This window comes from Acinetobacter sp. Ac_3412, assembly GCF_013072675.1.
Taxonomy (GTDB): Bacteria; Pseudomonadota; Gammaproteobacteria; order Pseudomonadales; family Moraxellaceae; genus Acinetobacter; species Acinetobacter higginsii.
Genome location: NZ_LXUJ01000009.1, coordinates 412438 through 437004 on the forward strand (window position 1 = coordinate 412438; position 24567 = coordinate 437004).

Annotated in this window: 22 protein-coding genes and 2 pseudogenes; 19 read left to right on the forward strand and 5 right to left on the reverse strand. The window is 40.2% G+C overall.

The genetic code is table 11. From position 1 onward, the window contains the following. Nucleotides 1-14: 14 nt before the first annotated feature. The 14 genes and pseudogenes from A7P54_RS19035 to A7P54_RS10265 form a co-directional block, all read left to right on the forward strand. Nucleotides 15-1171 (forward strand): annotated as a pseudogene (locus A7P54_RS19035) (RHS repeat-associated core domain-containing protein); the annotation flags it as partial. Then, nucleotides 1161-1592, forward strand: coding sequence for a hypothetical protein (locus A7P54_RS10205; protein WP_171549496.1), 432 nt, complete (start codon nucleotides 1161-1163; stop codon nucleotides 1590-1592). The pseudogene A7P54_RS19035 and the gene A7P54_RS10205, both read left to right, overlap by 11 nt. 51 nt (nucleotides 1593-1643) lie before the next feature. Continuing rightward, complete coding sequence (locus A7P54_RS10210) at nucleotides 1644-2156, forward strand: RHS repeat-associated core domain-containing protein (RefSeq protein ID WP_171549497.1); 513 nt, start codon at nucleotides 1644-1646, stop codon at nucleotides 2154-2156. Continuing rightward, nucleotides 2156-2425 (forward strand): hypothetical protein, encoded by a 270-nt coding sequence (locus A7P54_RS10215; RefSeq protein WP_005205271.1) that lies wholly within the window; start codon nucleotides 2156-2158, stop codon nucleotides 2423-2425. Before A7P54_RS10210 ends, A7P54_RS10215 begins: the two co-directional genes overlap by 1 nt. 183 nt (nucleotides 2426-2608) lie before the next feature. Beyond that, nucleotides 2609-3204: pseudogene (locus tag A7P54_RS10220) on the forward strand (polymorphic toxin type 30 domain-containing protein); the annotation flags it as partial. A gap of 1 nt (nucleotide 3205) precedes the next feature. After that, complete coding sequence (locus A7P54_RS10225; protein ID WP_065342575.1) at nucleotides 3206-3571, forward strand: hypothetical protein; 366 nt, start codon at nucleotides 3206-3208, stop codon at nucleotides 3569-3571. A gap of 66 nt (nucleotides 3572-3637) precedes the next feature. Next, a complete protein-coding gene (locus A7P54_RS10230; protein ID WP_354667337.1) occupies nucleotides 3638-4075 on the forward strand; it encodes an SMI1/KNR4 family protein in 438 nt (145 codons plus the stop codon). A gap of 83 nt (nucleotides 4076-4158) precedes the next feature. After that, a complete protein-coding gene (locus A7P54_RS10235; RefSeq protein ID WP_252728605.1) occupies nucleotides 4159-4524 on the forward strand; it encodes a hypothetical protein in 366 nt (121 codons plus the stop codon). Between the two features lie 77 nt (nucleotides 4525-4601). After that, the gene (locus A7P54_RS10240; RefSeq protein ID WP_171549499.1) at nucleotides 4602-4961 is read left to right on the forward strand and encodes an immunity 22 family protein; all 360 of its coding nucleotides are present in this window, start codon (nucleotides 4602-4604) and stop codon (nucleotides 4959-4961) included. 299 nt (nucleotides 4962-5260) lie between these two features. Further along, complete coding sequence (locus tag A7P54_RS10245; protein ID WP_252728606.1) at nucleotides 5261-5878, forward strand: RHS repeat-associated core domain-containing protein; 618 nt, start codon at nucleotides 5261-5263, stop codon at nucleotides 5876-5878. Continuing rightward, nucleotides 5875-6213, forward strand: coding sequence for a hypothetical protein (locus tag A7P54_RS10250; RefSeq protein WP_171549500.1), 339 nt, complete (start codon nucleotides 5875-5877; stop codon nucleotides 6211-6213). Before A7P54_RS10245 ends, A7P54_RS10250 begins: the two co-directional genes overlap by 4 nt. 337 nt (nucleotides 6214-6550) lie before the next feature. Continuing rightward, on the forward strand, nucleotides 6551-6955 hold the full coding sequence (locus tag A7P54_RS10255) for a hypothetical protein (protein WP_354667338.1): 405 nt from the start codon (nucleotides 6551-6553) through the stop codon (nucleotides 6953-6955). A 3-nt stretch (nucleotides 6956-6958) separates the two neighbouring features. Further along, nucleotides 6959-7279, forward strand: a complete 321-nt coding sequence (locus A7P54_RS10260; protein ID WP_252728607.1) for a hypothetical protein — start codon at nucleotides 6959-6961, stop codon at nucleotides 7277-7279. A gap of 72 nt (nucleotides 7280-7351) precedes the next feature. After that, nucleotides 7352-7789 carry a hypothetical protein gene (locus A7P54_RS10265; protein WP_159725809.1) on the forward strand — a complete coding sequence of 146 codons (438 nt, stop codon included), beginning with the start codon at nucleotides 7352-7354 and terminating at the stop codon, nucleotides 7787-7789. A 77-nt stretch (nucleotides 7790-7866) separates the two neighbouring features. Here the strand turns inward: A7P54_RS10265 and A7P54_RS10270 are convergent, their stop codons facing one another. Genes A7P54_RS10270 through A7P54_RS10280 form a run of 3 tightly spaced genes read right to left on the reverse strand, consistent with a single transcriptional unit; the run spans nucleotide 7867 to nucleotide 13758 of the window. Further along, a complete protein-coding gene (locus A7P54_RS10270) occupies nucleotides 7867-9339 on the reverse strand; it encodes an efflux transporter outer membrane subunit (RefSeq protein ID WP_171549501.1) in 1473 nt (490 codons plus the stop codon). Between the two features lie 10 nt (nucleotides 9340-9349). After that, a complete protein-coding gene (gene adeG / locus A7P54_RS10275; RefSeq protein ID WP_004805372.1) occupies nucleotides 9350-12529 on the reverse strand; it encodes a multidrug efflux RND transporter permease subunit AdeG in 3180 nt (1059 codons plus the stop codon). A gap of 5 nt (nucleotides 12530-12534) precedes the next feature. Beyond that, nucleotides 12535-13758 carry an efflux RND transporter periplasmic adaptor subunit gene (locus tag A7P54_RS10280; RefSeq protein ID WP_171549502.1) on the reverse strand — a complete coding sequence of 408 codons (1224 nt, stop codon included), beginning with the start codon at nucleotides 13756-13758 and terminating at the stop codon, nucleotides 12535-12537. Between the two features lie 196 nt (nucleotides 13759-13954). On the opposite strand from A7P54_RS10280, the gene A7P54_RS10285 reads away from it, so the two are divergent. The 3 genes from A7P54_RS10285 (at nucleotide 13955) to A7P54_RS10295 (ending at nucleotide 20207) form a co-directional block, all read left to right on the forward strand. After that, entirely contained in the window at nucleotides 13955-14986 is a 1032-nt protein-coding gene (locus tag A7P54_RS10285) for a LysR family transcriptional regulator (protein ID WP_004654891.1), read from the forward strand. 196 nt (nucleotides 14987-15182) lie between these two features. Beyond that, complete coding sequence (locus tag A7P54_RS10290; RefSeq protein WP_171549503.1) at nucleotides 15183-18689, forward strand: GLUG motif-containing protein; 3507 nt, start codon at nucleotides 15183-15185, stop codon at nucleotides 18687-18689. Between the two features lie 171 nt (nucleotides 18690-18860). Beyond that, complete coding sequence (locus tag A7P54_RS10295; RefSeq protein ID WP_171549504.1) at nucleotides 18861-20207, forward strand: sorbosone dehydrogenase family protein; 1347 nt, start codon at nucleotides 18861-18863, stop codon at nucleotides 20205-20207. A gap of 355 nt (nucleotides 20208-20562) precedes the next feature. Here A7P54_RS10295 and A7P54_RS10300 read toward each other — a convergent pair whose 3' ends face one another. Beyond that, nucleotides 20563-20922 (reverse strand): hypothetical protein, encoded by a 360-nt coding sequence (locus tag A7P54_RS10300; protein ID WP_171549505.1) that lies wholly within the window; start codon nucleotides 20920-20922, stop codon nucleotides 20563-20565. A gap of 383 nt (nucleotides 20923-21305) precedes the next feature. Continuing rightward, nucleotides 21306-21698 (reverse strand): DUF4440 domain-containing protein, encoded by a 393-nt coding sequence (locus A7P54_RS10305; protein ID WP_171549506.1) that lies wholly within the window; start codon nucleotides 21696-21698, stop codon nucleotides 21306-21308. A 360-nt stretch (nucleotides 21699-22058) separates the two neighbouring features. On the opposite strand from A7P54_RS10305, the gene A7P54_RS10310 reads away from it, so the two are divergent. Together A7P54_RS10310 and A7P54_RS10315 are read left to right on the forward strand one after the other, a co-directional pair. Then, entirely contained in the window at nucleotides 22059-23402 is a 1344-nt protein-coding gene (locus A7P54_RS10310) for an MFS transporter (protein WP_171549507.1), read from the forward strand. An 87-nt stretch (nucleotides 23403-23489) separates the two neighbouring features. Continuing rightward, nucleotides 23490-24500, forward strand: coding sequence for an AraC family transcriptional regulator (locus A7P54_RS10315; RefSeq protein WP_171549508.1), 1011 nt, complete (start codon nucleotides 23490-23492; stop codon nucleotides 24498-24500). Nucleotides 24501-24567 lie beyond the last annotated feature (67 nt).

Consider the following 24567-nt stretch of genomic DNA (forward strand, 5'->3'; position numbering starts at 1 on the left):
AGTGTAAATTTGTTCAGTACGATGCTTATGGTCAATTGGTGCGCCAAAAGTCATCTAAAGGGGACTTGTACCTTGAGTGGGATGTTTGTGGGCGGTTAATCAAGAGTCGTAATACAGAATACACTGCGGAGTATCGTTATGATGCTTTAGGGCGGCGTATTCAAAAACGTAGTAAACACCATCATACAGGTGAAGAACAGAATGTGATTTATGGCTGGGATGGCAATACTTTGGCATTCGAATCCAATGAACAGATCACCAAGCATTATGTGTATGAGAAGGATAGTTTTGTCCCTCTACTGCAAGCAATCTATCGTGAACCGATTGAGCTTGTACAAACACCTGATTGGACAGATCAGCCTTATCATATTGCCAAAGATCCTTTATGGCGTAAGACTGCCCCAGCAAAATCTTTAGATGATATTTGTTTCTATCATTGTGATCATTTGGGGACGCCTCAGGAGATGAGCGATGCCCAAGGTCAAATGGTCTGGAAAGCTGAATATAAGGCGTGGGGTGAGCGTGTATCAGCAAAGTCAGCATCTAACTTTTTTGAAAACTCAGAAATCGTCACCAATAATATCCGTTTCCAAGGTGCATGAGCAAAGACAGAGCATTGCTCTGTCTGAAGCGCAAGGATCAAGAAACAGGTTTACATTACAACCGTTATCGATATTATTCGCCTTATGTAGGACGTTTTATCTCTAAAGATCCAATTGGGTTGTTGGGTGGTAATAACGTTTATGCTTACGCGCCAAATCCTGTAAGTTGGATTGATCCCTTAGGTTTAAACCGTAAGAAAACGCCAGCACAATTAACAGCAGATAGAGCTAGATCTGAACTAGGTAAGACATCAGGTGCGGCAGCTGATTTACAAGTTGGAAGTATTAATATTAGTGGTATAAGTGGAAGAGTAGATAAAAATGTTCATCCACAATTAAAGAAAGCACTTAATAACGTTCCTGAAGAAGAACAGGCTCCATGGCATGGTAATTGTGCGGAGGTTGATGCAATTAATAAAGCATTAAAGAAGGGTATAAATGTTGAAGGTGCTACAATTGATGTTGTAAATATTAATAGTAATGATAAACGCCATGGTACACATAAACCAGCGTGTAGTAGTTGTAATAATGTTTTAAAGCAATTTGGAGTTAATAGTAGTGAAAAGTAATCAAGAAATAGCAAGCTTGATAGAAAAAATAGAAGATATGGAGTTGGAAAAAGCATATTTTGTATACATAAAGTTTTGCTATAAAATAATTCCTTTGTTGAATAGTGTACATTTAGATTATGTCGCTGAATCTATTGAAGACGCTAAACTATTTTGGTTTTATGGCGAAAGCTATGTTGCTGAGTCAGAAATAATTGATAGAAGGGTTAAGATACTAAAATGTATGAAAGAAAAAAATATTTCATATGATGTTAATGTTCAGCCAGAGTTAAAGTTTTCAATTTTGCCTTTATGGACTAAACCTCCGTCAAGTGAGATTAGTGATAGTTTAGATTGGGCTTTTACACTGCTTAAAGTAATAGGAATATCTGATGAAACTATTAAGACTAAATTATCTGAGGCATTATGTGATATATTTTAGAAAAATAATAAGTTTTTAAGAATTTAGAAAAAGACTGAGCGGTGCTCAGTCATGATCAAAATAAATTGTTTAATTCATTCCAGCTACTCTATACCTCATTTAGGGCGTTTCATTTCTAAAGATCCGATTGGGTTGTTGGGTGGGTTTAATGTCTATGCTTATGGACTAAATACAACAGGATGGACTGATCCACTTGGATTGAGTAGTAACTGTCCATTGAATTGTCCTTCTGGAACTATAGATCCTTCAAGCGTTCATTTTATGCAAAGTAGTGCTAAGAATCAGACAGGTGATTATACTGTTTTAGGAAATGCTGAATCCCTTAAGAATGGAACGTTAGATGCAAATGTATTGAGAGCTAAAGTATGGAAAGATAATTCAGGTAAAATTTGGACATTAGATCATAGGCGCCTTGCTGCTTTTAAATTGGCGAAGAAATGTATGCCAATTACTTGGGCTTCTGCTCAAGAAGTAGACCAGCAAATGTGGAAAATATCTACTAAAAACGGTGGGACTTCAATGAAATTAAAATTAGGTAATGGTCAATCTACGGTGGTGAAATAATGAACAAGCTGAATGAAACAGTTGAAAAAATCAATACTAAAGAGGATTTTTTAGAATTTACACAAATATTAATAGAGGACTTTTCATTAAATAAATGGGAGAATAATAATTTAGCAGATTATCTTGAAGGTATTAATAGTTGGGTGGATGATATGGATGGGTATTTTGAGAATATGAAAGATTTTGATGCATTAGAAAAAATTAAAAAAAATCAACTTGATTGGAAAATTTTAGCTAAAATTTTATTAGCAGCAACTATGTATGAATAATTAAACTATCATAGATAAGTATTTGGAGTTATCTTTATTTTAATTGTGGATAACTTTAAGTTCTTATTTGTATTAATATTTTTGTATTATGATTTAATTTTTGAAACAGACAATCAAAAACATAGAGTTATTTGGAATAGTGAATTATCTTTCAGGGGAGGAGTATAAACCTGAAAAGCCAAGTCTAATTTATTTAAAACTCAGAAATTATTTCAAATAATATTCGTTTCCAAGGTCAGTATTTTGATGAGGAAATAGGTTTACATTACAACCGCTATCGATATTATTCGCCTTATGTAGGACGTTTTATCTCTAAAGATCCGATTGGGTTGTTGGGCGGGCATAATGTTTACGTTTATGCTCCGAATCCAACAAGTTGGATTGATCCTCTTGGATTAACCTGTGAGTTGATTGGAAATACAATTAAAAAAGAAGATGGTTCTGATTTAATAAATATTCCCGAAGATGCTAAAAGACGTAAACTTACTCCACCAGCAGGAACCACTGATGATTATGGATATGAATATAAATGGTCAACAGATAAAGGAACAACTCAGACTGTCCGAATACATGGGCCTGATGACCATGCACCAGCTGGAGCAAATGCAAAAGATGGCTGGGTAGTTAGGGTAATGGATGGTAAAAAAAGTATGGATGTAAATGGGAATTATCATCCACCTGGAATATTTAACTCTAATAGTCCAAGCTATGATCCAGTTAAAATTAATGATGTACATATCCCAATTAAAAAACCAACGGTATTTCCGGGAGGAAGTTAATATGGAGTTTAATATCCTTGATAAGTTAAATAGGCTTATGGGAGATTCTTTAAGTACAGATTCTTTATTTGAGGAGCTAGGTGAGATTTCAGATCTGTTTTCTCCTTATTTGAATGAGAAAATATTTGAAAATGATGTTTTAATCAAATTATGGGATGTTTTAGTATATATATATATTAATAATCCACTGAAGGAAAATAGATCGGATGCTCTATCTGTTATTTATGATGTTTATATTTATGCTGTGAATATAGGTTTTTCTATAGATAAGAAAGAACTGATTAAACATTATCTGGAGTTGAGTGGTAACGATAAATTAGATCAAGAATCTAAAGAAATTTTAGAAGAAATTTTATTTGATATTTAATAATTTTAAAAGTTTGCTTAATTGAGGTTTAGTGATAAATAGCCTGTAATCGAAGAGGGGGCTGTGGTGGACGCCTATTTATTGGATAGATTATCAAAGTTCTATAAAGATAACCCAGAAATGAAAGGGGTTCCATTAACTTTGGATGATATTAATAATGTGGAAAATATCTTGAAAATAAAGCTTCCAGAGGACTATAAGCTATTTGTTAGTACATATGGTGGTTCATACGCAGGTTTAGCTATATATGGTTTGAAAAATGCTGAGATGATCGGGGATGAAACTGTTATTGAATTAACTAATAGAGCAAGAAAACTTTTAGATGATTTGAAAGTTGATAACTATATTTTAAAATCAGTAGTAGTTTCGGATGATGGTGCAGGTAACCCTATTTTTATAAATGTAAATGGAGAAGTATATATTTATTATGTAGATAATGATGAGTATAATAAGCTGGGAGATTCTTTGGGTGATGTAATAGAAGAAAATTTCCATGAGCGGTAACTATTGAAGAGAAACTATATATGTGTAATATTATGGGGTGCAGGTTGTGTTAAATATTGAAAAATGAGTATAAATGAGAAAAAATGTTAGATGTATATCAGTTGATAAATCAGTTTTTAGATTATTTAAATCAAAAGGATCAGCATCAACTTGAAGAAAAGTTTGAGTTGTCATCAGCAATGTATGAAGAAATTATTGAGGAATTAGAACGGAACTTTGATAATAATTCGTATGTTTTATCTTTGATACCTTTTAGCGAGATAGAAAGTGTAAAAGTAAAATCTCCTAATAGACCTATTTTTGAAATAGAGGATACCAATGAGGATGGTCAGTTTGTTGTTGAGTGTAATATATACAACAAATCAAAAATAACTGATTTAATTTTGCAAGGTTATCTTGAATACGAGGATGGAATGTTGGAATTTACATTGCCATTATTTAGGTCTTGATTTTTAAAAAATAAAATCAGAATCTAATTTTCCTCTAATATATCAATATGGAACGATTTGGTATAGGAGAGCTATAAATGTCTTTTAAAACAAAGTTACATCTATGGTTGGGTTTAGCAGAGATATCTGAACAAGAGTATTGGGATTATTTTGATGATTCACATGGATTACCAAAATTTTGCAAAGAGGTTGGTCTAGATTGGTTAGACCAAGACTTTATGGGATATCATTTTGATGAGCAGGCTAATGATGTAAGATCTATTATAGATGAGACACCTGAACCTGATCATCATCAAAAAATGTTAAAAGACTCTTTGGATAAAGGAATAAATAATGCTAATGCTATGTTTTATTACTGGGGTGATGATCCAATTAAAGTTGATAAAGATAAGCGGTATAATACTCTAACTTATATTGGTTGTTATGAATGGGATTAAATTCCTATATTTTACATAAAATTTTATACAAGCCAAATTTTCATAAATTTGATTTTGGCTTTTTTATTAAAAAGAGTGAAATTCTTTTATGAAGAAACACTTAAAGCAAGTCAATATTTTATAGGTAATGGAGTAGATGTTATTGAAAAGAGGGAATCATTTAATGATTTCTTAGAATGGTATTTTGGGGTTTAATTTAGCTTTATAAGAGTCAATTGATCTAGAAACTGAATATAAGGCGTGAGGTGAACTCGTTTCTGCAAAGTAACGCTTTGCACAAGTGCAAGACCTTGCGTCATATGGCTCATATGCTCAAAGCAGCAAAGTCCGCATCTAACTTTTTTGAAAATTCAGAAATCATCACCAATAATATCCGCTTCCAAGGACAGTATTTTGATGAAGAAACAGGTTTACATTACAACCGCTATCGATATTATTCGCCTTATGTAGGACGTTTTATCTCTAAAGATCCGATTGGGTTGTTGGGCGGTAATAATATATATCAATATGCTCCTAACCCCATAATTTGGGTCGACCCATTAGGTTTAACAAATAATAATTGTGCGCCTACAGAGCAACAATATCTGTATCGAGGAGTTCATGCGGAACATCCAGAGTTGGAGAATGCTAAAAAAGGTATTGTTAACCCTGGAAAATTAGATGGAACAGCTAGTGCAGATGCACATAATGCTGGTGGTGTACAATCAAATAGCCCATATACTTCTTGGTCAAGATCTAAGGAAGTAGCCGAAGGTTTTGGTAAGAGTAAAGGTGAAGGTGGGGTCTTACTTAGAGTACCAGTTGGCGCTCCGAAAGAAAATGACAAATGGAAATGGGAATACTCACCAGATATCTGGGGAGAACAAGAGGTTTTAATGAAAGGAACTCGAAAAGGTGTTGAGGTGTTTAATTTATGAGTTTAAAAAATGAGATTTATGAATATATTGAAAGCAATAGATTTTTAATGAAAAATATTCCTAAATTTTCGCAAATTAATTTAAATGAAGTCCATTCTTTTGAATATTATGATTTGTTGGATTGTGAATATTTGGAGAATATTTTAATAATGAGGAAGAAGAATTTTGATGAGAAAGAAATTGAATATTTTCATTTGAAAGAGTGTATTAATGATCTCAAGAAGCGGGAGGGTGTAAAAGTAAAATGGATACCAATAAAGTTTAATGAAACTTATGTGGTATTTGTTTTTAATCAAAAAAAAGAGATTTTAACTTTTTTTGGATTTAAGCAATAAGTTTAGACGAATGTAGATAACTTGTTATTGTAATCAAGGTTGGTCAACTATATTGAGATGTTGATTTAGATAATATTATCCTAAAAAGTATACTTTTCGGGAGGGCAGGACGAGAGCTATACTCGAAGTAGCAAAGTACAAAAGGAGCAATCTAAATATTTTGAAAATAATGAACTCATTACAAAATATTTTCTTGCAAAGGTAATATTATGATGAGGAAACTGGTCTCCATTACAATCGACATCATTACTATTCGCCTTAAGTAGGCCGATTTATTTCTAAGGATCCTATTGGTTTACTCGGAGGACATAATGTTTATGCTTACGCGCAGAATCCAGTGGGTTGGATTGATCCATTAGGGCTTAACACAACTAATCAACCCTCTAAAAATATAAATAATTTACCAGCATTTAAAGGTAAATCTATTCCTTCAGTACAAAAGGTTTTAGTAGATAATAATTATATAAGAACGAATCCTGCAAATCTTAGAAATCAGCGCTGGGTACATCAAGATGGTTCTGAGGTTCAAATTCATGCCTATGGAAATCAAAATACGAGTCAATACAAAGCAGGAAACAATGCACATGTGCATAAATCTATTGGTAAACACGGTGAACCAAATACGATAGAATTGGATGATGATGGAGTGACTCAAGTTTCTAAGCATTCAAAAGAAGCTCATATCGGTGTGAAAAATCCAAAAGATTTTTGTCAAGTTTCAGGTCGTAATCACGGAGATTAAATGATGTCAGCCGAGTTATATATAAAATTCAATGATAAAGAATGGCTTGAGAAAAACAAGTTAAAAGTGATTGATAAACTTAAAGAATTAAAAAGTTTTTCTGTGTTTGATACGGAAAAGAAAGTAGTTTATTTGAAAGATGAAAGTGGAGATAATGGTTGGGTTTATGATGTTAGATTCTTCTTTCATGAGAATTATATTTTTTTTGAAGTGTCATCACATGGAGAAACTGTAACTTCAGATTTAATTAGATTTTTTGGTTGGTTACGTAATAATACAACTATTTCTATACAAGATGAGGATGGAGAACTTTCAAGCTGGTGAAATAGGGGGGTGAATAGCTATCCATTTAAGTAGCTTTATTTTTTAGTATATTTTTATGGTGAATAGAATCCGATGATTGTTGAAATAGAAATTCCCTTTTGGCAAGATCCCCAATGTCATGTTTTTACTCAACATTATCGGGATGATTTAATTACCTATTTTACATGCTGGGATGATAATGCTGAGCTGATAAAAAATAAACTCGGAGAGATTTTTTTTAATGATGTTTTAAGTGTCAAAATTGAAAGTGAAATTAGAAGTTACCTAATAGATGAGCCCGAGTATAGGTCATCTATATATGAGGTTTTAGATTCTAAAGTGATAAGAAAATACTTAAAGAAAAGAAAGAAATGGGAATATTCTAAAGTTAATATTAAAGATTATAGGTGCTTTGTTGTTAACAGTCATGATTATCAAATTGTAATTATAGCAAAAAAATATACATTTAAATTAATTTCAGTTGATCCACATACAGATGTGATATATAAAAAAATTTTAGAGGTAATTTAGCAATAAGCTAGTAAAATTTAACTTGCCCAATATAACCGAGAAAATCTACATCCATGTATATTTTCCCAATTGAAACTTTATTGCCGTACCAACTCCACTTGGCCAGTATGCCAACCACCACCTAAAGCCCGAATGAGATCAACACCGGTAATCATTCGACTGCCATGAAGCTGTGCAGCGAGTTGCTCTTGTTGCAAGATACTCCGATCCGAATCAATCACATCCAGATAACTAATGCTGCCTTCACGATAACGCAAATGTGAAAGCTGATTGGCATGTCGGGATGACGCAAGTGCTTGACCTTGTGCCTGAATTTGCTGATCCAGAATACGCTGATCAGACAAACCATTTTCAACTTCACGGAAAGCATTCAGCACGGTCTGCCGATAATTGGCCACACTTTGTTCATAGCCTGCACGTGCCTGAGCAACGCCCGCCTTACGTTGCCCACCATCAAATAACGGTAAAGACAAAATTGTGCCTGCAACAGGGCCGAGTAAAAAAGTTCGACTCGACCATTTACCCAAATCGCCTAAACTTGCTGATTCATAACCCAACGCACCAGTGAGATCAAGTTTGGGGAAAAAGGCAGCACGGGCAATACCAATGCGTGCATTATCAGCGGCCATAGCGCGTTCTGCGGCAGCGATATCGGGACGGCGTTCAAGCAAGCTCGAAGGCAAACCCGCAGGCAGGCGAATCGCAGTAGCAGACAAGGGTTGAATCGCTAAGCTAAATTCGGCAGGTGGTTTACCGAGTAATACTGCCAATGCATGTTCGGTACTGGCACGATTCCGTGTAATGCTGAGCGCAGTGCTTTGGGCGGTCGAGAGTTCTGTTTGTGCTCGAGAAACATCCAGATCACTGACGAGACCATTGCGATAACGTGCTTGAATCAAATTTTGATTCTCTGTCAGTAATTTGATGTTTTGCGTATAGATGGCTTGTTCAGCATCGAATTGACGAATCAGAAAGTACGCCTGTGCCACATCTGCTTGCAAGGCTAACAGTGCAGAATGATACAAGGCTTCCTGTTGCTGCACATCTGCGGTTGCTGCATTGATACTGCTAGCAACCCGTCCAAATAGATCCAGTTCATAGGAGACATTGGCTTGTGCCCGCCATAAGGTACGTGCAGATGTAGATGCATCCGAATCAACTCCTAAAGAAGCGGGTGAGGGCTTTTGGCGGGTGGGCCCAAAACCTGCGCCAATACTAGGTAAGCGTTCAGCTTGTGCAGCAGACCTTAAAGCACGTGAGGCCTGAATATTGGCCGCGGCTGCCTTTAAATTCTGGTTACCCGCAATGGCCTGCTGTTCCAGATCATTCAGTTGCGGGTCATTAAAAATACGCCACCATTCACCGCGAGACTGCGCATCGGCAGGTTGCGCGAGGGTCCAGTTGGGATCATCCAGTTTGGCATCCGCTTCCTTGAATTGCAGTGGAATAACCAGCTTGGCAGGCTGATATTCAGGTGCCAATGAGCAGCCTGCAAGCAGCAGGCTTCCCATCAGTGAGGAGAGTATCCAGTGTGTTTTGAATCCTGTCATGTCCTGCTCCTTAATGATCGTGTGAGCTGTGCAGTGGTGCTTCATGCACCGCTGCCGAATGCAGTTTATGTTTGCTGTTCAGGGTACGAATCAATACATAGAAGGCAGGGGTCAGGAACAAACCAAAGAAGGTTACCCCGATCATACCAAAGAACACCGCAACGCCCATGGCATGACGCATTTCAGCACCTGCACCTGTTGATGTGACCAGTGGAACCACACCCATAATGAAGGCGATTGATGTCATCAAGATCGGACGTAAACGTAGTCGGCTGGCTTCAACCGCAGCATTGAATGCGGTCGCGCCTTGCATCTCCAGTTCTCGGGCAAATTCCACGATCAAGATGGCATTCTTACAGGCCAGCCCGACCAGTACCATCAAGCCGATTTGGGTAAAGATATTGTTATCCCCGCCTGTGAGCCAAACCCCTGTCAGTGCAGCTAAAATACCCATTGGGACAATCAGAATCACGGCTAATGGCAAGGTGAGGCTTTCATATTGTGCGGCCAAGACCAAGAACACTAATAGCACACTGATCGGGAACACCCACAATCCGGCATTACCTGCCAAGATCTTTTGATAGGTCAGATCGGTCCATTCAAATTTCACCCCACGTGGTAAGGTTTCAGCGGCAATGCGCTCAACCGCAGCTTCGGCTTGGCTGGATGAATAACCCGGTGCAGGTCCACCGTTAATATCGGCTGCGGTATAACCGTTATAGCGCACCACCATTTCTGGGCCATAGGTTTGAGTGACATTAACCAGTGAAGACAACGGTACCATTTGCCCTGCATTGTTACGGGTTTTAAGCTGTAAAATATCTTCAGGATTGGCACGGAACGGTGCATCGGCTTGGGCACGCACCTGATAGACACGACCAAAGCGATTAAAGTCATTTACATATTGTGAACCGAGGTAAATCTGCATGGTATTAAATACATCGGTCACGGCAACGCCTTGCTGCTTGGCTTTGACCCGATCCAGATCAACATTCAATTGCGGTACATTGATTTGATAACTGGAGAACATTGGCCCCAATTCAGGTGCAGATTGTGCCGCCTTCATAAAGGATTGGGCTGCGTTGTTTAACTCGGCATAGCCTAAAGCACCGCGATCTTCGAGCTGGAGTTTAAAGCCGCCCATGGTGCCGAGACCCATCACGGGTGGTGGCGGGAATACAGCAATATAAGCATCTTGGATCGCGGCGTATTTCTGATTTAAAGCACCTGCAATGGCATTGGCAGAAAGATCGGCTGCTTTACGTTCAGCAAATGGTTTTAAGGTGACAAACACAATCCCTGCGCTGGAGCTGTTGGTGAAACCATTAATCGATAAACCAGGGAAAGCCACCGCACTTTCTACGCCGGGTTGTTTCAGTGCTGCATCACTCATTTTACGAATCACGGTTTCGGTTCGATCCAGTGAGGCACCATTCGGTAATTGGGCAAAGCTGATCAGGTATTGCTTATCTTGTGCAGGCACAAAACCACCCGGAACGATATAAGAAATCCCGATGGTCAGGCCGAGTAAAGCTGCATAAACACCCATCGCAGAGGCTTTATGGGAAATCACCCGACTAACGCCACGACCATACTGATCAGAGGCACGTGAGAATACGCGGTTAAACAGGGCAAAGAAGCGTCCGAAGACACGGTTCATCACACGGGTCAGGAAGTCAGGTTTGGCATCATGACCTTTCAGCAACATGGCGGCCAAAGCAGGTGACAGAGTGAGGGAGTTGAAGGCCGAAATCACGGTGGAAATGGCAATGGTCATGGCGAATTGTTTATAGAATTGGCCTGTTAAGCCGGTCATAAAAGCGAGAGGGACGAACACGGCAACCAGTGTCAATGCAATCGCGATAATCGGTCCACTGACTTCACGCATGGCACGGTAGGTGGCATCTCTTGGACTGAGTCCTGCTTCAATATTCCGCTCAACATTTTCCACCACCACGATGGCATCATCGACCACAATCCCGATGGCGAGTACCATCCCAAACAGGGACAGGGCATTGATGGAATAACCGAAGGCCAGCATTAAGGCGAAGGTACCAATGATTGAAACAGGTACTGCCAATAACGGAATGATTGAGGCACGCCATGTTTGTAAGAACAGGATCACCACCACAACCACCAGTGCAATCGCTTCAAGCAGGGTATGAATCACCGCTTTGATACTTGAGCGTACGAATTGGGTTGGGTCGTAAACAATATCGTATTTAATGGATGCTGGAAAATCTTTGGACAGTTCCGCCATGGTGCTACGCACTTGGTCCGAGACCTGTAAGGCATTGGCACCCGGCGCTTGGAAAATTGGAATCGCCACCGCCTGTTTATTGTCCAGTAATGAACGTAAACCATATTGCGAAGCGGCCAGTTCAACACGTGCCACATCACCGAGTCGCGTTACTGCACCATCCGCAGCCGTTTTTAAAATAATATCGGCAAATTCCTGTTCGGTGCTTAAACGACCTTGAGCATTCACCGATAGTTGTAATGGTGAATTGTTTGGCGCTGCACCAATGGTTCCTGCGGCAACCTGAATATTCTGCTCACGGATGGCATTGACGATTTCAGTGGCCGTGAGGTTACGTTGTGCCACCTTTTGTGGGTCTAACCATACACGCATAGCGTAATCGCCTGAACCAAATAGCCCCACTTCCCCTACACCTTGTAAACGTGCTAAACGGTCTTTGACATTGAGTACGGCATAGTTACGCAAGTAAGTCATGTCATAGCGATTGTCAGGAGAGGTGAGATGCACCACCATGGTCAAGGTCGGTGAACTTTTGAGTGTAGTCACACCGAGACGCTGTACATCTTCTGGTAAACGTGGCAGGGCTTGAGAAACTCGGTTCTGAACCAGTTGCTGGGCTTTATCGGGATCAATTCCAAGCTTGAAATTGACGGTAATGGTCAGGTTGCCATCGCTGTTGGCCTGAGACTGCATATACAGCATGTTCTCAACACCGTTGATGGATTCTTCCAAAGGAGAAGCAACCGTTTCAGCAATGACTTTGGGGTTAGCACCTGGATATTGGGCACGTACCACGACAGAGGGTGGCACTACTTCTGGATATTCAGAAATCGGCAGTTGGAAAAGGGAGAGTAAGCCCGCCAGTAGAATCAGGACGGACAGCACCCCAGCAAAGATCGGGCGATCAATAAAAAATTTAGAAATATTCATAAGGGTTAACCTTTTGCCGAAGTTGGGGTTTTATCTGTAGGCTGAGGTTGTTGTACGGTGTTATCGGTAATGATTTGAGGATTTGGCATAGGGACCAGATGTGGATTTACAGGATCACCCGGACGGATACGTTGCAAACCATTCACCACGATGCGGTCACCGACTTGCAGGCCGCTATTGATGATTTGTAGGCCGTCTTGTTGTGCGCCGAGTTTTACTTCACGGTATGCAGTTTGGTTTTTCGCATCGACCACCACGACAAAGCGTTTGTCCTGATCGACACCAATCGCAGTCGGGCTAATCAGAATCGCTGCGCGAGGCTGTCCACCGCCCAGACGAATGCGGGCATACAGTCCAGGGAGCATCACACCTTTGGGATTATCAAAGGTGGCACGAACCCGGATGGTGCCTGAGGTGGTATTTAAATTATTGTCGATCGAGCTGATATAACCTTCACGACTAAAACCAGATTCATTGGCAAGACCTAAATAGACAGGAACTTGAGCCGAATTGCGTTGATTGCTGATGTATTTTAAATAAGTTTGTTCATCGACATCGAAAGAAGCATACAGACGTGACACCGAAACCAAACTGGTGAGGACTTGTGCGCCATTGCCTGCGGAGACCACGTTACCAACCGTGACTTCGGCACGGGAAATACGCCCACTGACAGGGGCAGTAATACGGGTATATTCCAGATTTAAACGGGCGGTTTCCACTGCGGCTTTAGCAGCCTGCAAGTTGGCATTGGCTGAGCGGGCTTCATTTTCCGCTTGATCGAGTTCTTGATGGGCAATCGCATTACTTTGAATTAAACGCTGGTTGCGGCCTAAGTTAGCTGAAGAGTAAGTCACTTGCGCTTCAGCCGAAGCCAGTTGTGCTTTGGTGCGATTTAGTTCTGCTTCAAAAGGCCGTGGGTCAATGGTAAACAGCAGATCGCCTTTGTTAACTAAACTACCATCTTTAAAATGCACGGCAATCAGTTTTCCGGAAACTTGGGGTCGAACATCGACTTGATCAATGGCTTCAAGCCGCCCTGAATATTCTTGCCAGTCGGTGATGGTCTGACTGATAACACTAGCGACATCAACGGTTGTGGCAGGCGGCGCACTGGTGGTTGGGGTGGCTTTCGCATCTGCATTTTCTTGGAAGAGAATAAAACTGCCACCCGTTGCAAAAATAGCAAGAATGACGGCAGACAGCGTCAGCTGTTTGCGAGAAAGTGACATGGGATGCTCCTGGTTATTTGAATCCCTGTTTTCAGACTTTTTGTTGTGGTCTGTATGGGAGAAACAGGTTTATGGAATGAAAGGAGCATAAAAGTTTGTCAATTACGAATAAATATACTAAATTTGATAACACTATTCGTATTTTTATAATAATTGTTGTATGAAACTGGAAAAATACAACAATGGGAGTGGGCCTGTGGATCTATTTCATGCAATGAGAGTCTTCAATAAAGTGGTTGAAACCAACAGCTTTAGTCTGGCTGCCGATAGTCTTGGGCTACCGCGCGCTTCGGTGACCACGACCATTCAGGGTTTAGAGAAACATTTACAGGTTCGCCTACTCAATCGCACCACGCGTAAACTGAGCCTAACACCTGATGGTGCGGTGTATTATGACCGTAGCTTGAGAATTTTGGCGGATGTTGAAGATATCGAAGCATCTTTCCATGATGAGGAACGAGGGCCACGAGGCCGTTTACGGATTGATGTGCCTGTGTCGATTGGTCGCTTGATTTTAATTCCAAGGTTAAGAGAGTTTCATCATCGTTATCCCGATATTGATTTGGTGATTGGCATGAATGATCGGCCTGTGGACTTGGTAGGTGAGGCGGTGGATTGTGCGATTCGGGTGGGAGAGCTACAAGACTCGAGCTTGATTGCTCGCCGTATTGGGACGTTTCAGTGTGCAACAGCAGCATCCGCATGCTATTTAGAAAAATATGGTGAACCGAAGACACTGGAAGATTTACAAAAAAATCATCAAGCCATTCATTTTTTCTCCAGTCGTACAGGACGTAATTTTGACTGGGATTTTGTGGTTGATGACCTGATTCAGAGTGTCAGTGTAAATGGACAGGTGTCTGTTAATGATGGCGATGCTTATATCGATTTGGCCTTGCAAGGCTTTGGCCTGATTCAAGGACCACGCTATATGTTGACCAATCATTTTGAAGCGGGAACTTTAAAGGAAGTGTTACCACAATGGACGCCTGCACCGATGCCAATTTCGGTGGTGTATTTGCAAAGTCGGCATCTATCCCACAAAGTTAGAGTCTTTGTCGACTGGGTGGCTGAGCTGTTTGCAGGATGTCCATTATTAGGCGGTAGTGCTTTGCCGTTGGATCAGAAATGTGAGTTTGCCTGTGACCAAAAAACCAATCATGAATATACCATTCGGACTTTGGTGGAGCAGCATAATATTGCTGAGGCGCGTGCTTTAAAGACTTAAAGATCAGTGATGCAGTTACGAGCTTAGTCATCACTGAATCTATAAAAATGCGTAAAAAGGAGATCAAAACGCGACGATCTTCTGCATGCGCTTTATCCGAAAAATGATAAAAAATGATCAGAAAAATAAAATATATGGTAAAAAAAATGCTCAACAAAAAGTTGAAATAATATTAAAAATCAAAGGGGAAGTATAAGTGAATAAAGTTTATAGAATTGTCTGGAATGCGACGCATCTTTGCTGGCAAGCCGTGAGTGAGAAGGCCAAAGGTGGCGTTGTTGCAACGCAATCAACAACAAAAATCAAATCTAAAAGCTCAGTTGCTCATACAGCAAAACTAGCAGCATTCTTTGCGGTGAATGTACTGAGTGCAAGTATTGTTTTTGCAGGACCAACAGGTGGCGTGGTGAGTTCAGGAACAGCGAGCATTTCAACCGCAGGTACCACCACCACGATTAACCAGTCTACTGCAAAAGCTGCAATTGACTGGAGCAGCTTTTCTACCAATAGCAATGAAATTGTGAATTTCGTGCAACCGAATAGCAGCTCGATTACCTTAAACCGCGTCACAGGTACCAGTGCATCCAACTTAAATGGTCAGTTAAATGCCAATGGACAAGTGTTTATTATTAACCCGAATGGGGTGTTATTTGGCAGTACCTCACAGGTGAATACCGCGGGTTTGGTGGCATCAACCTTAAATCTGAGTAATGCTGATTTTAATAACAATCTATTTAATTTTAACAATCCTACCAATAACAAAACTGTTGAGAACCGCGGCAAAATTACTGTACCTACAGGCGGTACGGTTGCCTTAATTGCACCAACAGTAAAACAGACAGGTACGATCAAAGCACCGCAAGGCAATGTATTATTGGCAGCAGGTGGTGATATTACCCTGAATCTAAATAATGGCAGCCTATTGGGTTACACCATTAATCAAGGTAAAGCACAGGCCTTGATTAACTCAGGCGGAATGATTCAGGCCGATGGCGGTAAAGTAATCCTTACTGCAAAAGGGATTGATGAATTAAGTAATGCGGTGGTGAATAGTGTTGGGGTGATCCAAGCACAAACGGTGAATAATGTTCGTGGTGTGATTGAGCTCGGCAGTGATTTAAGCAGTGGTAAGGTAAATGTTAGCGGTACCTTAGATGCATCAGCCCCGAACGGTGGCAATGGTGGGCAGATTAAAACCTCTGCGGCAGAAGTAAATATCAATTCTGGTACCAATATCACGACACAGCGAAATAGCACGAGCAGCTTACCGCCGACCACCAGTGGCTGGGAACTGAAAGCTAAAAATGTCGATGTCGATTTCTTTGGTGGCAGTGTCAGCAGTACCACCTTGGGAGATGCCTTAAACAAAGGCAATGTCACTTTGAATGCGATGGGTACAGCAGAAGGCCAAGGCAATATTAATATCAATGACGCAAGCAGTTGGAATGCCAATACCGCACTGACATTAACGGCAAGTAAGGATATTAATTTTAATAGTGATTTGGACTTAAGTGGAGATAAAGCCAAACTCGCTATGAATTATGGTACAGGTTCGGATTACAACTTAAATAATGGTGCCAAGATTAATATCAGCGGTTCATCACCGACGTTATTGATTAATGGAAGTTCCTACATTGTGATCAATGACCTAGGCGAAGAAGGTGATGCCAATATCAATACCTTGCAAGGGATGAACAATAACCTGACTGGGAATTATGCCTTGGGTAGCAATATTGATGCATCGGATACGGTGAATTGGAATAATGGGAAAGGTTTTGAGCCGATTGGTGATGTTGGCGCAATACTCACGATATCGAATGACCCAAATAATCCCGGTGGAATTACTGCAACACAAACAACGATTGATAAACCTTTCACAGGCGAATTTCATGGTCTTGGGCATACAGTTGCGGGGCTATATATAAACAGAGAAAATCCGTTACCTTATCCAATTCCGACAGAACTGCCAGCAATTTTTGATTTTCATTCAATTGGGCTCTTTGGGGCGACAACCAATACGGTGAGAGATCTTGGAACGATTGGAGGTGTTATAAAAGGAACCAGTAACGTTGGTGGCTTAATTGGTTTTCAGAAATCAGGTGTTATTAAAAATACATTTAGTTCCAATTCAATTTATGGCTTGTCGCAAGTTGGGGGATTAATTGGTACAAGTGGTTATCGTGATGAAAATCATAATCAAAGTTCTGGAACTATTTTGAATTCCTATGCTTCAGGTGATATTACAGTTATGTATATTTCAGAGCCTTTACTTGGCAGTTCTATTGGAGGATTAATTGGTCAAAGTTTTAGTTTAATTAAAGATAGTTATGCAACAGGCCATATCAACTCAGAAATGACAAATTCATATGGTGTTGGTGGGTTGGTTGGCGAACAAATGAATAACGATATAATCAGAAGTTATGCGACAGGAAATATTTCAGGCAACATCGAACATTTAGGTGGTTTGGTGGGCTCACTCAGATTCTCTCAAGGAAATACCAAAATTTATCAAAGTTATGCAACGGGAAATTTGGACGGTAAAGCTAAAGTAGGTGGATTAATCGGATTTGTTGGACTTGAGGCCTCTTATAATAATCCAAGCCGTGATATAGATTCGATTGCAACCGTTGAGCAGAGTTACGCCACTGGTAAAGTAAGTGCTTACGATAATACTTATCTTGCATCTACAGGTGGTCTTATTGCTTCAATTAATGGTGCTGTCAAAGTTAAAAATAGTTACTCAACTGGAGAGGTGATTGGGACATCTAAAACTGGAGGTCTCGTTGGTGCAATCAGTAATAGCTTCCCAAGTTTGCAGAATAAGACTGAAATTGAAAATAGCTACGCAACTGGTAAAGTCACTGGAACCGAATATACAGGTGGCTTAGTTGGTTATAACTTGTCTGAAAGTATTATCAAGAATAGCTATGCTCAAGGCGATGTTCAGGGAACAAACAGTGTAGGTGGTTTAGTCGGATTTAATGCCACTGAAATTTTGAATAGTTCAGCTCAGGGGCATGTCACTGCGGAAAAAGATGTGGGTGGTTTAGTCGGGAAAAACTTACAGGGTGTGAACAATAGCTTTGCGACAGGCAATGTAACTGGAACCGAGAATGTTGGTGGCCTCGTCGGGTACAATGAAAAGTGGGCAAATGCTGAAGAGGGTGTAATTTTTCGTAGTTATGCCACTGGTTCGATTAACGGAAGTACCAGCGTCGGTGGTTTAATTGGTCTGAATCATTTAGGGCTTGTGTCCTCAAGTTCTGCCACTGGTGATGTGAAGGGCTATCAATATACGGGTGGATTAGTTGGGAATACGCAAGGAGGGCATCTTCTCAATACCTATGCTTTAGGTAATGTTATTGGGCAAAACTCTACTGGTGGATTACTTGGAGGTAGAACAACGAATTACTTACCAAAAGTTGAAAATAGCTTTTCTTCTGGTTCTGTCAGTGGCGTAACGAATACAGGCGGACTGATTGGCAATACCAATGGAATCACGATTGATGTAAATAGCTATTGGAATAAAGAGACCTCTGGACAAAGCCAAAGTGCTGGAGGATATGGAAAAACCACGGCTGAACTGCAACAAATTCAGACTTTTGCAGGTTGGGATATTGCTGATGTTTCAGATCCAAATTCAACTTCGACGTGGGTAATTGATGAGAATAATAGCACCCCATGGTTGCGCTATAATCACTAGTATTCAAAACAAGAATGCGTAGATAAAACAAGAGGTTTCGGCCTCTTGTTTTGATGAATTGTTCATTTAAACGATGATTTAATCTGAATACTCATCGATTAAACACGTTGTATTCTAATGCTGCATCGGATTATGCTTTTGATAATGCAAAAATAAAACATAAGGTAAGCGATGTCGACTCAACTAAAATGGTTCATGTTCGGAACCAGTATTGTTCTCGTACTTGCAGGCTGTAGCGCCGCATCTCAATTTCCGATTTCAGCAAGTTATGGCCCTCAACCCGTATTGCCCAAACCTCAATCGAGTTTAGTGCCTACTGTTAATATTGCTCCTGCTAAAGGTTGGCCGAAGGGAGTGATGCCGACGCCAGCAGAAGGTTTAAAAGTTCAAGCATACGCGCAAGGGCTAGACCATCCAAGATGGCTCTATGTATTACCAAATGGTGATGTGTTGGTGGCTGAAACCGATGCACCACCTAAGCCAGATGATAGCAAAGGGATTCGTGGAAAAATTGCGAAAAAGGTGATGCAACGTGCAGGGGCATCTTTTCCAAGTGCCAATCGTATTCGTTTATTGCGTGATACCAATGGCGATGGTATTGCCGATAAAAATACGATTTTTCTGGAAAATCTAAACTCGCCCTTTGGTATGACTTTGGTGGGGAATACACTTTATGTCGCCAATACGGATGCCTTGATGCGTTTTCCTTATCAGGATGGTGCGACAAAAATTACGGCGCAGGGAACGAAAGTTTTGGATCTACCTGCAGGAAAACTCAATCATCATTGGACGAAGAATGTGATTGCAAATCCAGAGGGTACCAAACTATATCTCTCTGTTGGGTCGAATAGTAATGTGGCTGAGAATGGGCTGGACAAGGAAGTTGATCGAGCGCAGATTTTAGAGTTTGATATTGCCACTGGCAAAGCCAGACCTTTTGCGACAGGACTAAGAAACCCAAATGGAATGGGATGGCAACCACAAGGTGGTCAGCTCTGGACGGTAGTAAATGAGCGTGATGAGTTAGGTAGTGATTTAGTGCCTGACTATATGACCTCAGTCAAAGACGGGGCATTTTATGGTTGGCCTTATAGCTATTACGGGCAGCACGTCGATACGCGAGTAAAACCACAAAATCCTGAGATGGTGGCCCGTGCACTTAAACCTGATTATGCTTTGGGAAATCATACTGCATCTTTAGGATTGGCCTTTTATGCAACGGAATTAATGCCACAGTATCGGGGTGGGGCATTTATTGGTCAGCATGGCTCATGGAATCGTAAACCGCATAGTGGTTATAAAGTGATTTTTGTGCCGTTTAGAAGTGGTCAGCCGTATGGGCAACCACAAGATGTATTGACTGGCTTCTTAAATGACAAAGGTGAGGCATATGGAAGACCAGTCGGCGTTGCGATTGATTTTTCTGGTGCATTGTTAGTGGCTGATGATGTGGGAGATGTGATTTGGCGTGTATCACCTATCGCTCAAACGACCTATGAAACGCCAATGCGAGAGTAAAATGGCAGCTTAGCAACTTGAATCATTTTTTCTTTTGAACCTGATCACAGCAAAGCTTAGATAGACAGTTATGTATTGTTTTTGTGATTAGGTATGCATTTTTATTATATTTAGTGATATAAATAACGCATTCGCGATAAGCTTCTCTGTGGAATGTCTATATCGTAATCTCATTCTCTTCCCCAAGGGTTTGAGATTTTTTTTGTTTGAAAAATATAGATCAATTATATTTAGACATGAAATGGATGTTGTAAAACAGCCGATCAGCCTTATTGAACAAGGATTTGATTTAGATACATTTGGAGAACTGATTTAAAATCTGTTCCCCAATTGATTTGGAATAATAAATGAGGTCTTATCTCTTTTGTTTAAAACGATATTTGCACTTTAAGCAACGGTAATCCTGAAAAATGTTTTTATCAACCATGACGCCTGCTTTTTTCCCAAATATATTGCCAACCACACCACCCGTGATTCCTGCACTGATTGCACCGACAAACGTGCCTACCGTACCACCGACAATCACACCTAAGGGGCCAGCAACCGTACCAATTGCTGCACCAATCGATGCACCACCTGCAGCACCACCGACTGTACCCGCAGTCGTACCAGCAGCTGTGAGTAATACACCGCCTGTAGTTCTCAATAATTTGTCATGATTACGTGTTTCAATTTCTGTTGAACCACATTTAGGGCATTCGATAGGTTTTTCCATAAAACGATTTATCCTGTCTTTCTTTATTGAGTCACCCAGTTGACTGTGCTCAAGTAGAATTGTGAGCCAAGGTCATACTTTGGAAGCGGCGCTGTTTTCGAGTCGATAAACCAGAGACATCACTTTTTCAGTTTTGATTTTAGCGGAACAAGGGCATAAGTATTTATAGTTCATGTAAATTATCTTTGCGTATATCTGTCTGCATTTTGTAGAAGTGAAATACTTTAATAGGTCTAAGTAAAGGAGAGGTGACTGTGTTATACAAAGAGATATTGAGTTGAAATTTTGGAGATTAAAAGGAAGGATCGTTGCTGAATGAGATAATTCGAATCAGCAATAAAGCTCCTGTTGCTACAAGAGCTTTAATGTGGCTTGCTCAAGCTTTAGGCTAAAAAAGTTTCTTGTAGATAACTCCACAACATTTTGCCATCGATCTCTTCAACTAGCGCACAAGAACGTCGAATCAGCACGCCAGACGCTTTGGTATGTTTTTCCGTATAAGTCAAAACAATCGCATCAGGCTTTTGCATCAAGATTTGCTCATCATAAATTTCAATTTGGATATCTGGCATTTTGCCTTGATTATTGGCAAATAGGCCTTTTACTTGTTCGAGTGAAATACGTTTTCCAGCCGCACCGACCATTTCAAAATGATCTGCAAAATACTCAATCAGCAGGGGAAGGTCGTGTTCCGCATGTTTGCCACTAAAAATATTTTCAATCAACACATGCATGCTATGGATGCTTTCGATTGCCTGTTCTTTTATCAGTGCCATATTCATTTCCATTGAAAAGTATCATTTGGCCTTATTTTAAACCAAAAATAAATGTAATATTCAATATATTTTTAAAATAAATTTGTCGATAGATTATCCATTTGATTGGATATAATTATAGAAATATTATTTTTATCATATATTTAAATTCATATATTGATTTTCTGGAAGTTGTAAAACAGCTAAAATGGTAAAAAAGGTATAATTTTATACCTAAAATATTATGGAAAATTCCATGTAAAAATAATAATTATAGAAGAAGGAAATTTACCTTATTGAAGACAGAGCAGAAACGGATTCTGCTCATATTGTCTCCAATAAGAAGACCCATTAGAAAAATGGCAAGGACAAGGAAGCAAAATGGATACGCAATCTACGGAGCCGAAACAAGCTCAATCAAATCTTTATGCATGGTATGTGGTTTTACTGTGCATGTTGGCCTATATCTTTTCATTTATTGATCGACAAATCCTGGCGCTGATGATCGAGCCCATTAAGGCTGATCTAGGAATTTCAGATACTCAATTCAGTTTATTACACGGTTTAGCCTTTTCTCTGTTTTATGCCTTTATGGGTCTACCCTTGGCATATTTGGCAGATCGTTTCTCCCGTCCAAAAATTATTGCCATCGGGGTGGTCTTTTGGAGTATTGCGACGGCATTTTGTGGGCTAAGTAAAAACTTTCTGCAACTATTTTTGAGTCGCATGGGTGTCGGAGTAGGTGAAGCCGCTTTGTCTCCAGCAGCTTATTCAATGTTTAGCGATATGTTTAGCAAGGATAAGCTTGGACGCGCTGTTGCAGTTTATTCAATTGGTTCTTTTGTCGGTGGCGGGATCGCGTTTCTGGTCGGTGGCTATGTGATTGGTTTACTCAAAAATATGGATAGCATCATGGTTCCAGTTTTTGGTGCGCTTAAGGCATGGCAAGCGGCATTTATTATTGTCGGTCTGCCTGGTGTCTTTATTGGTCTATTGGTTTTACTCACCGTGAGAGAGCCACAACGTAAAGGTCAGCGTCTAAATGCACAGGGGCAAGTAGAAAAAACCAGTATGAAGGATGCATTCAAGTTTATTAAAAAGCATGGTCGTACCTTCAAATGTCATTATTTAGGTTTTACTTTTTATGCAATGGCCTTGTATTGCCTCATCAGTTGGTCGCCTGCGTTCTATATGCGCAAGTTTGGTCTGACCCCAACTGAAGCGGGCTATATGCTGGGCAGCGTGTTGCTGGTGGCGAATATCCTAGGCGTATTTTGTGCCGGTTGGCTCAATGACTGGTTTATTCAAAAAGGTCGTAAAGATGCGCCGATGATTACAGGCGTGATTGGGATTGCGGGTTTAATCATTCCAATAATGATCTTTACTCAAGTGAATGAGTTATGGCTATCAGTGGTTTTCCTCGTACCTGCGATGTTCTTTGCTTCATTCCCGATGCCGATCTCAACCACCGCTATGCAAATGCTGGCGCCGAATCAGTTACGGGCACAAATTTCAGCAGTCTTCTTGTTGATTAGTAATCTGGTTGCGGTCGGGATTGGCACTACATTGGTGGCTTTGATTACCGATAAGGTGTTTGAAAATCCACTTATGGTCGGGATGTCCCTGTCGATTGTGGGTACGATTTCCTGTGTATTGGCCTTTATCTTACTGAAAAAAGGCTGTCAGGCATTTAGTGACAGTATGCAGCAGGAACATGGATCTTGATTTGATGCTGTACTGAGTATGTAAGGCCCATTCTTTGTAATGGGTTTTATGCTTTGCCTGTGAAATCTTTAGCAAGGGAGTGAAGTGATGCAAGCGAGTTTTAAACTGGATCATTTGCATTATCTGGATGAGTTTTTATTATTTCAGTCCAATGATTATCAAACTATTAAAGATCAAATCAGTCACTATCTCTGTCCGCATCGTTTTGATGTCGAAGTACGAGAACCTCTAAATACGCGTTTGAATGGCTTTAGCTTTGGTAATGGCGCGCTGTACGATCTGAAATATAGTGCGCCAGTTATGATTAACATTGAGGATAGTGCTGACTTTTATTTATTTAGAATCACGCTGGAAGGACAATGTGAGCTCAAATTTGATCGGCAGCAGATCGTGCAATCTGCAGGAATCATGTCGGTCACCCATCCGCATACCAAACAGCAGATCATCACCAATCAGCATTGCCGTAATATTATTTTAAAATTGGCGCAACAGGATATCGAAACTCAATTATTCAACATGTTGGGATGTCGTAGCCAAGAACCGTTGCGCTTTAATTCCTCATTATCCCGTAGTTTGGAAGGGATTGATGCGATTATTGAAACACTGAATTATCTGTGTCATGCCTATTATAATATTCGCAACTGGAGCTTTATTTCAGCCAGTTTTAGCCAGTATTTGATTGAGCTAATTTTGCTGAAAATTCCGAATAATTATACCGAACGGTTGAATGCCCAACGGCAACAACTGCTGCCAAGCTATATGAAAAGAGCACAGCAATATATTCAGGAACATCTGCAACAGGCTATTTCCTTAGCTGATTTAAGTCAGTATTGCGATGTGTCGATACGAACCTTGCAAAAAGGTTTTAGTCAGTATTTACAGCAAACCCCAGTGGAATATATCCGTGAGCAACGCTTGGAGCAGGTACATTTGGCTTTGCAGTATGCACAGACAGATGAAACTGTGACCGATATTTTATTGGAGCATGGCATCCAAAGTTTTGGGCATTTTTCCAGCCTATATAAAAAGCGTTATGGCTGCTTGCCTTCGCATACTTTAAAAAAAGATACTGTGCCAGTTCATCAAATGCGTGCGTAAATGGAATAACGCTTGCGTATTTGGATAAGCCACAGGTCGTGCTCTCTTTTATGCTGAATTGAAAATC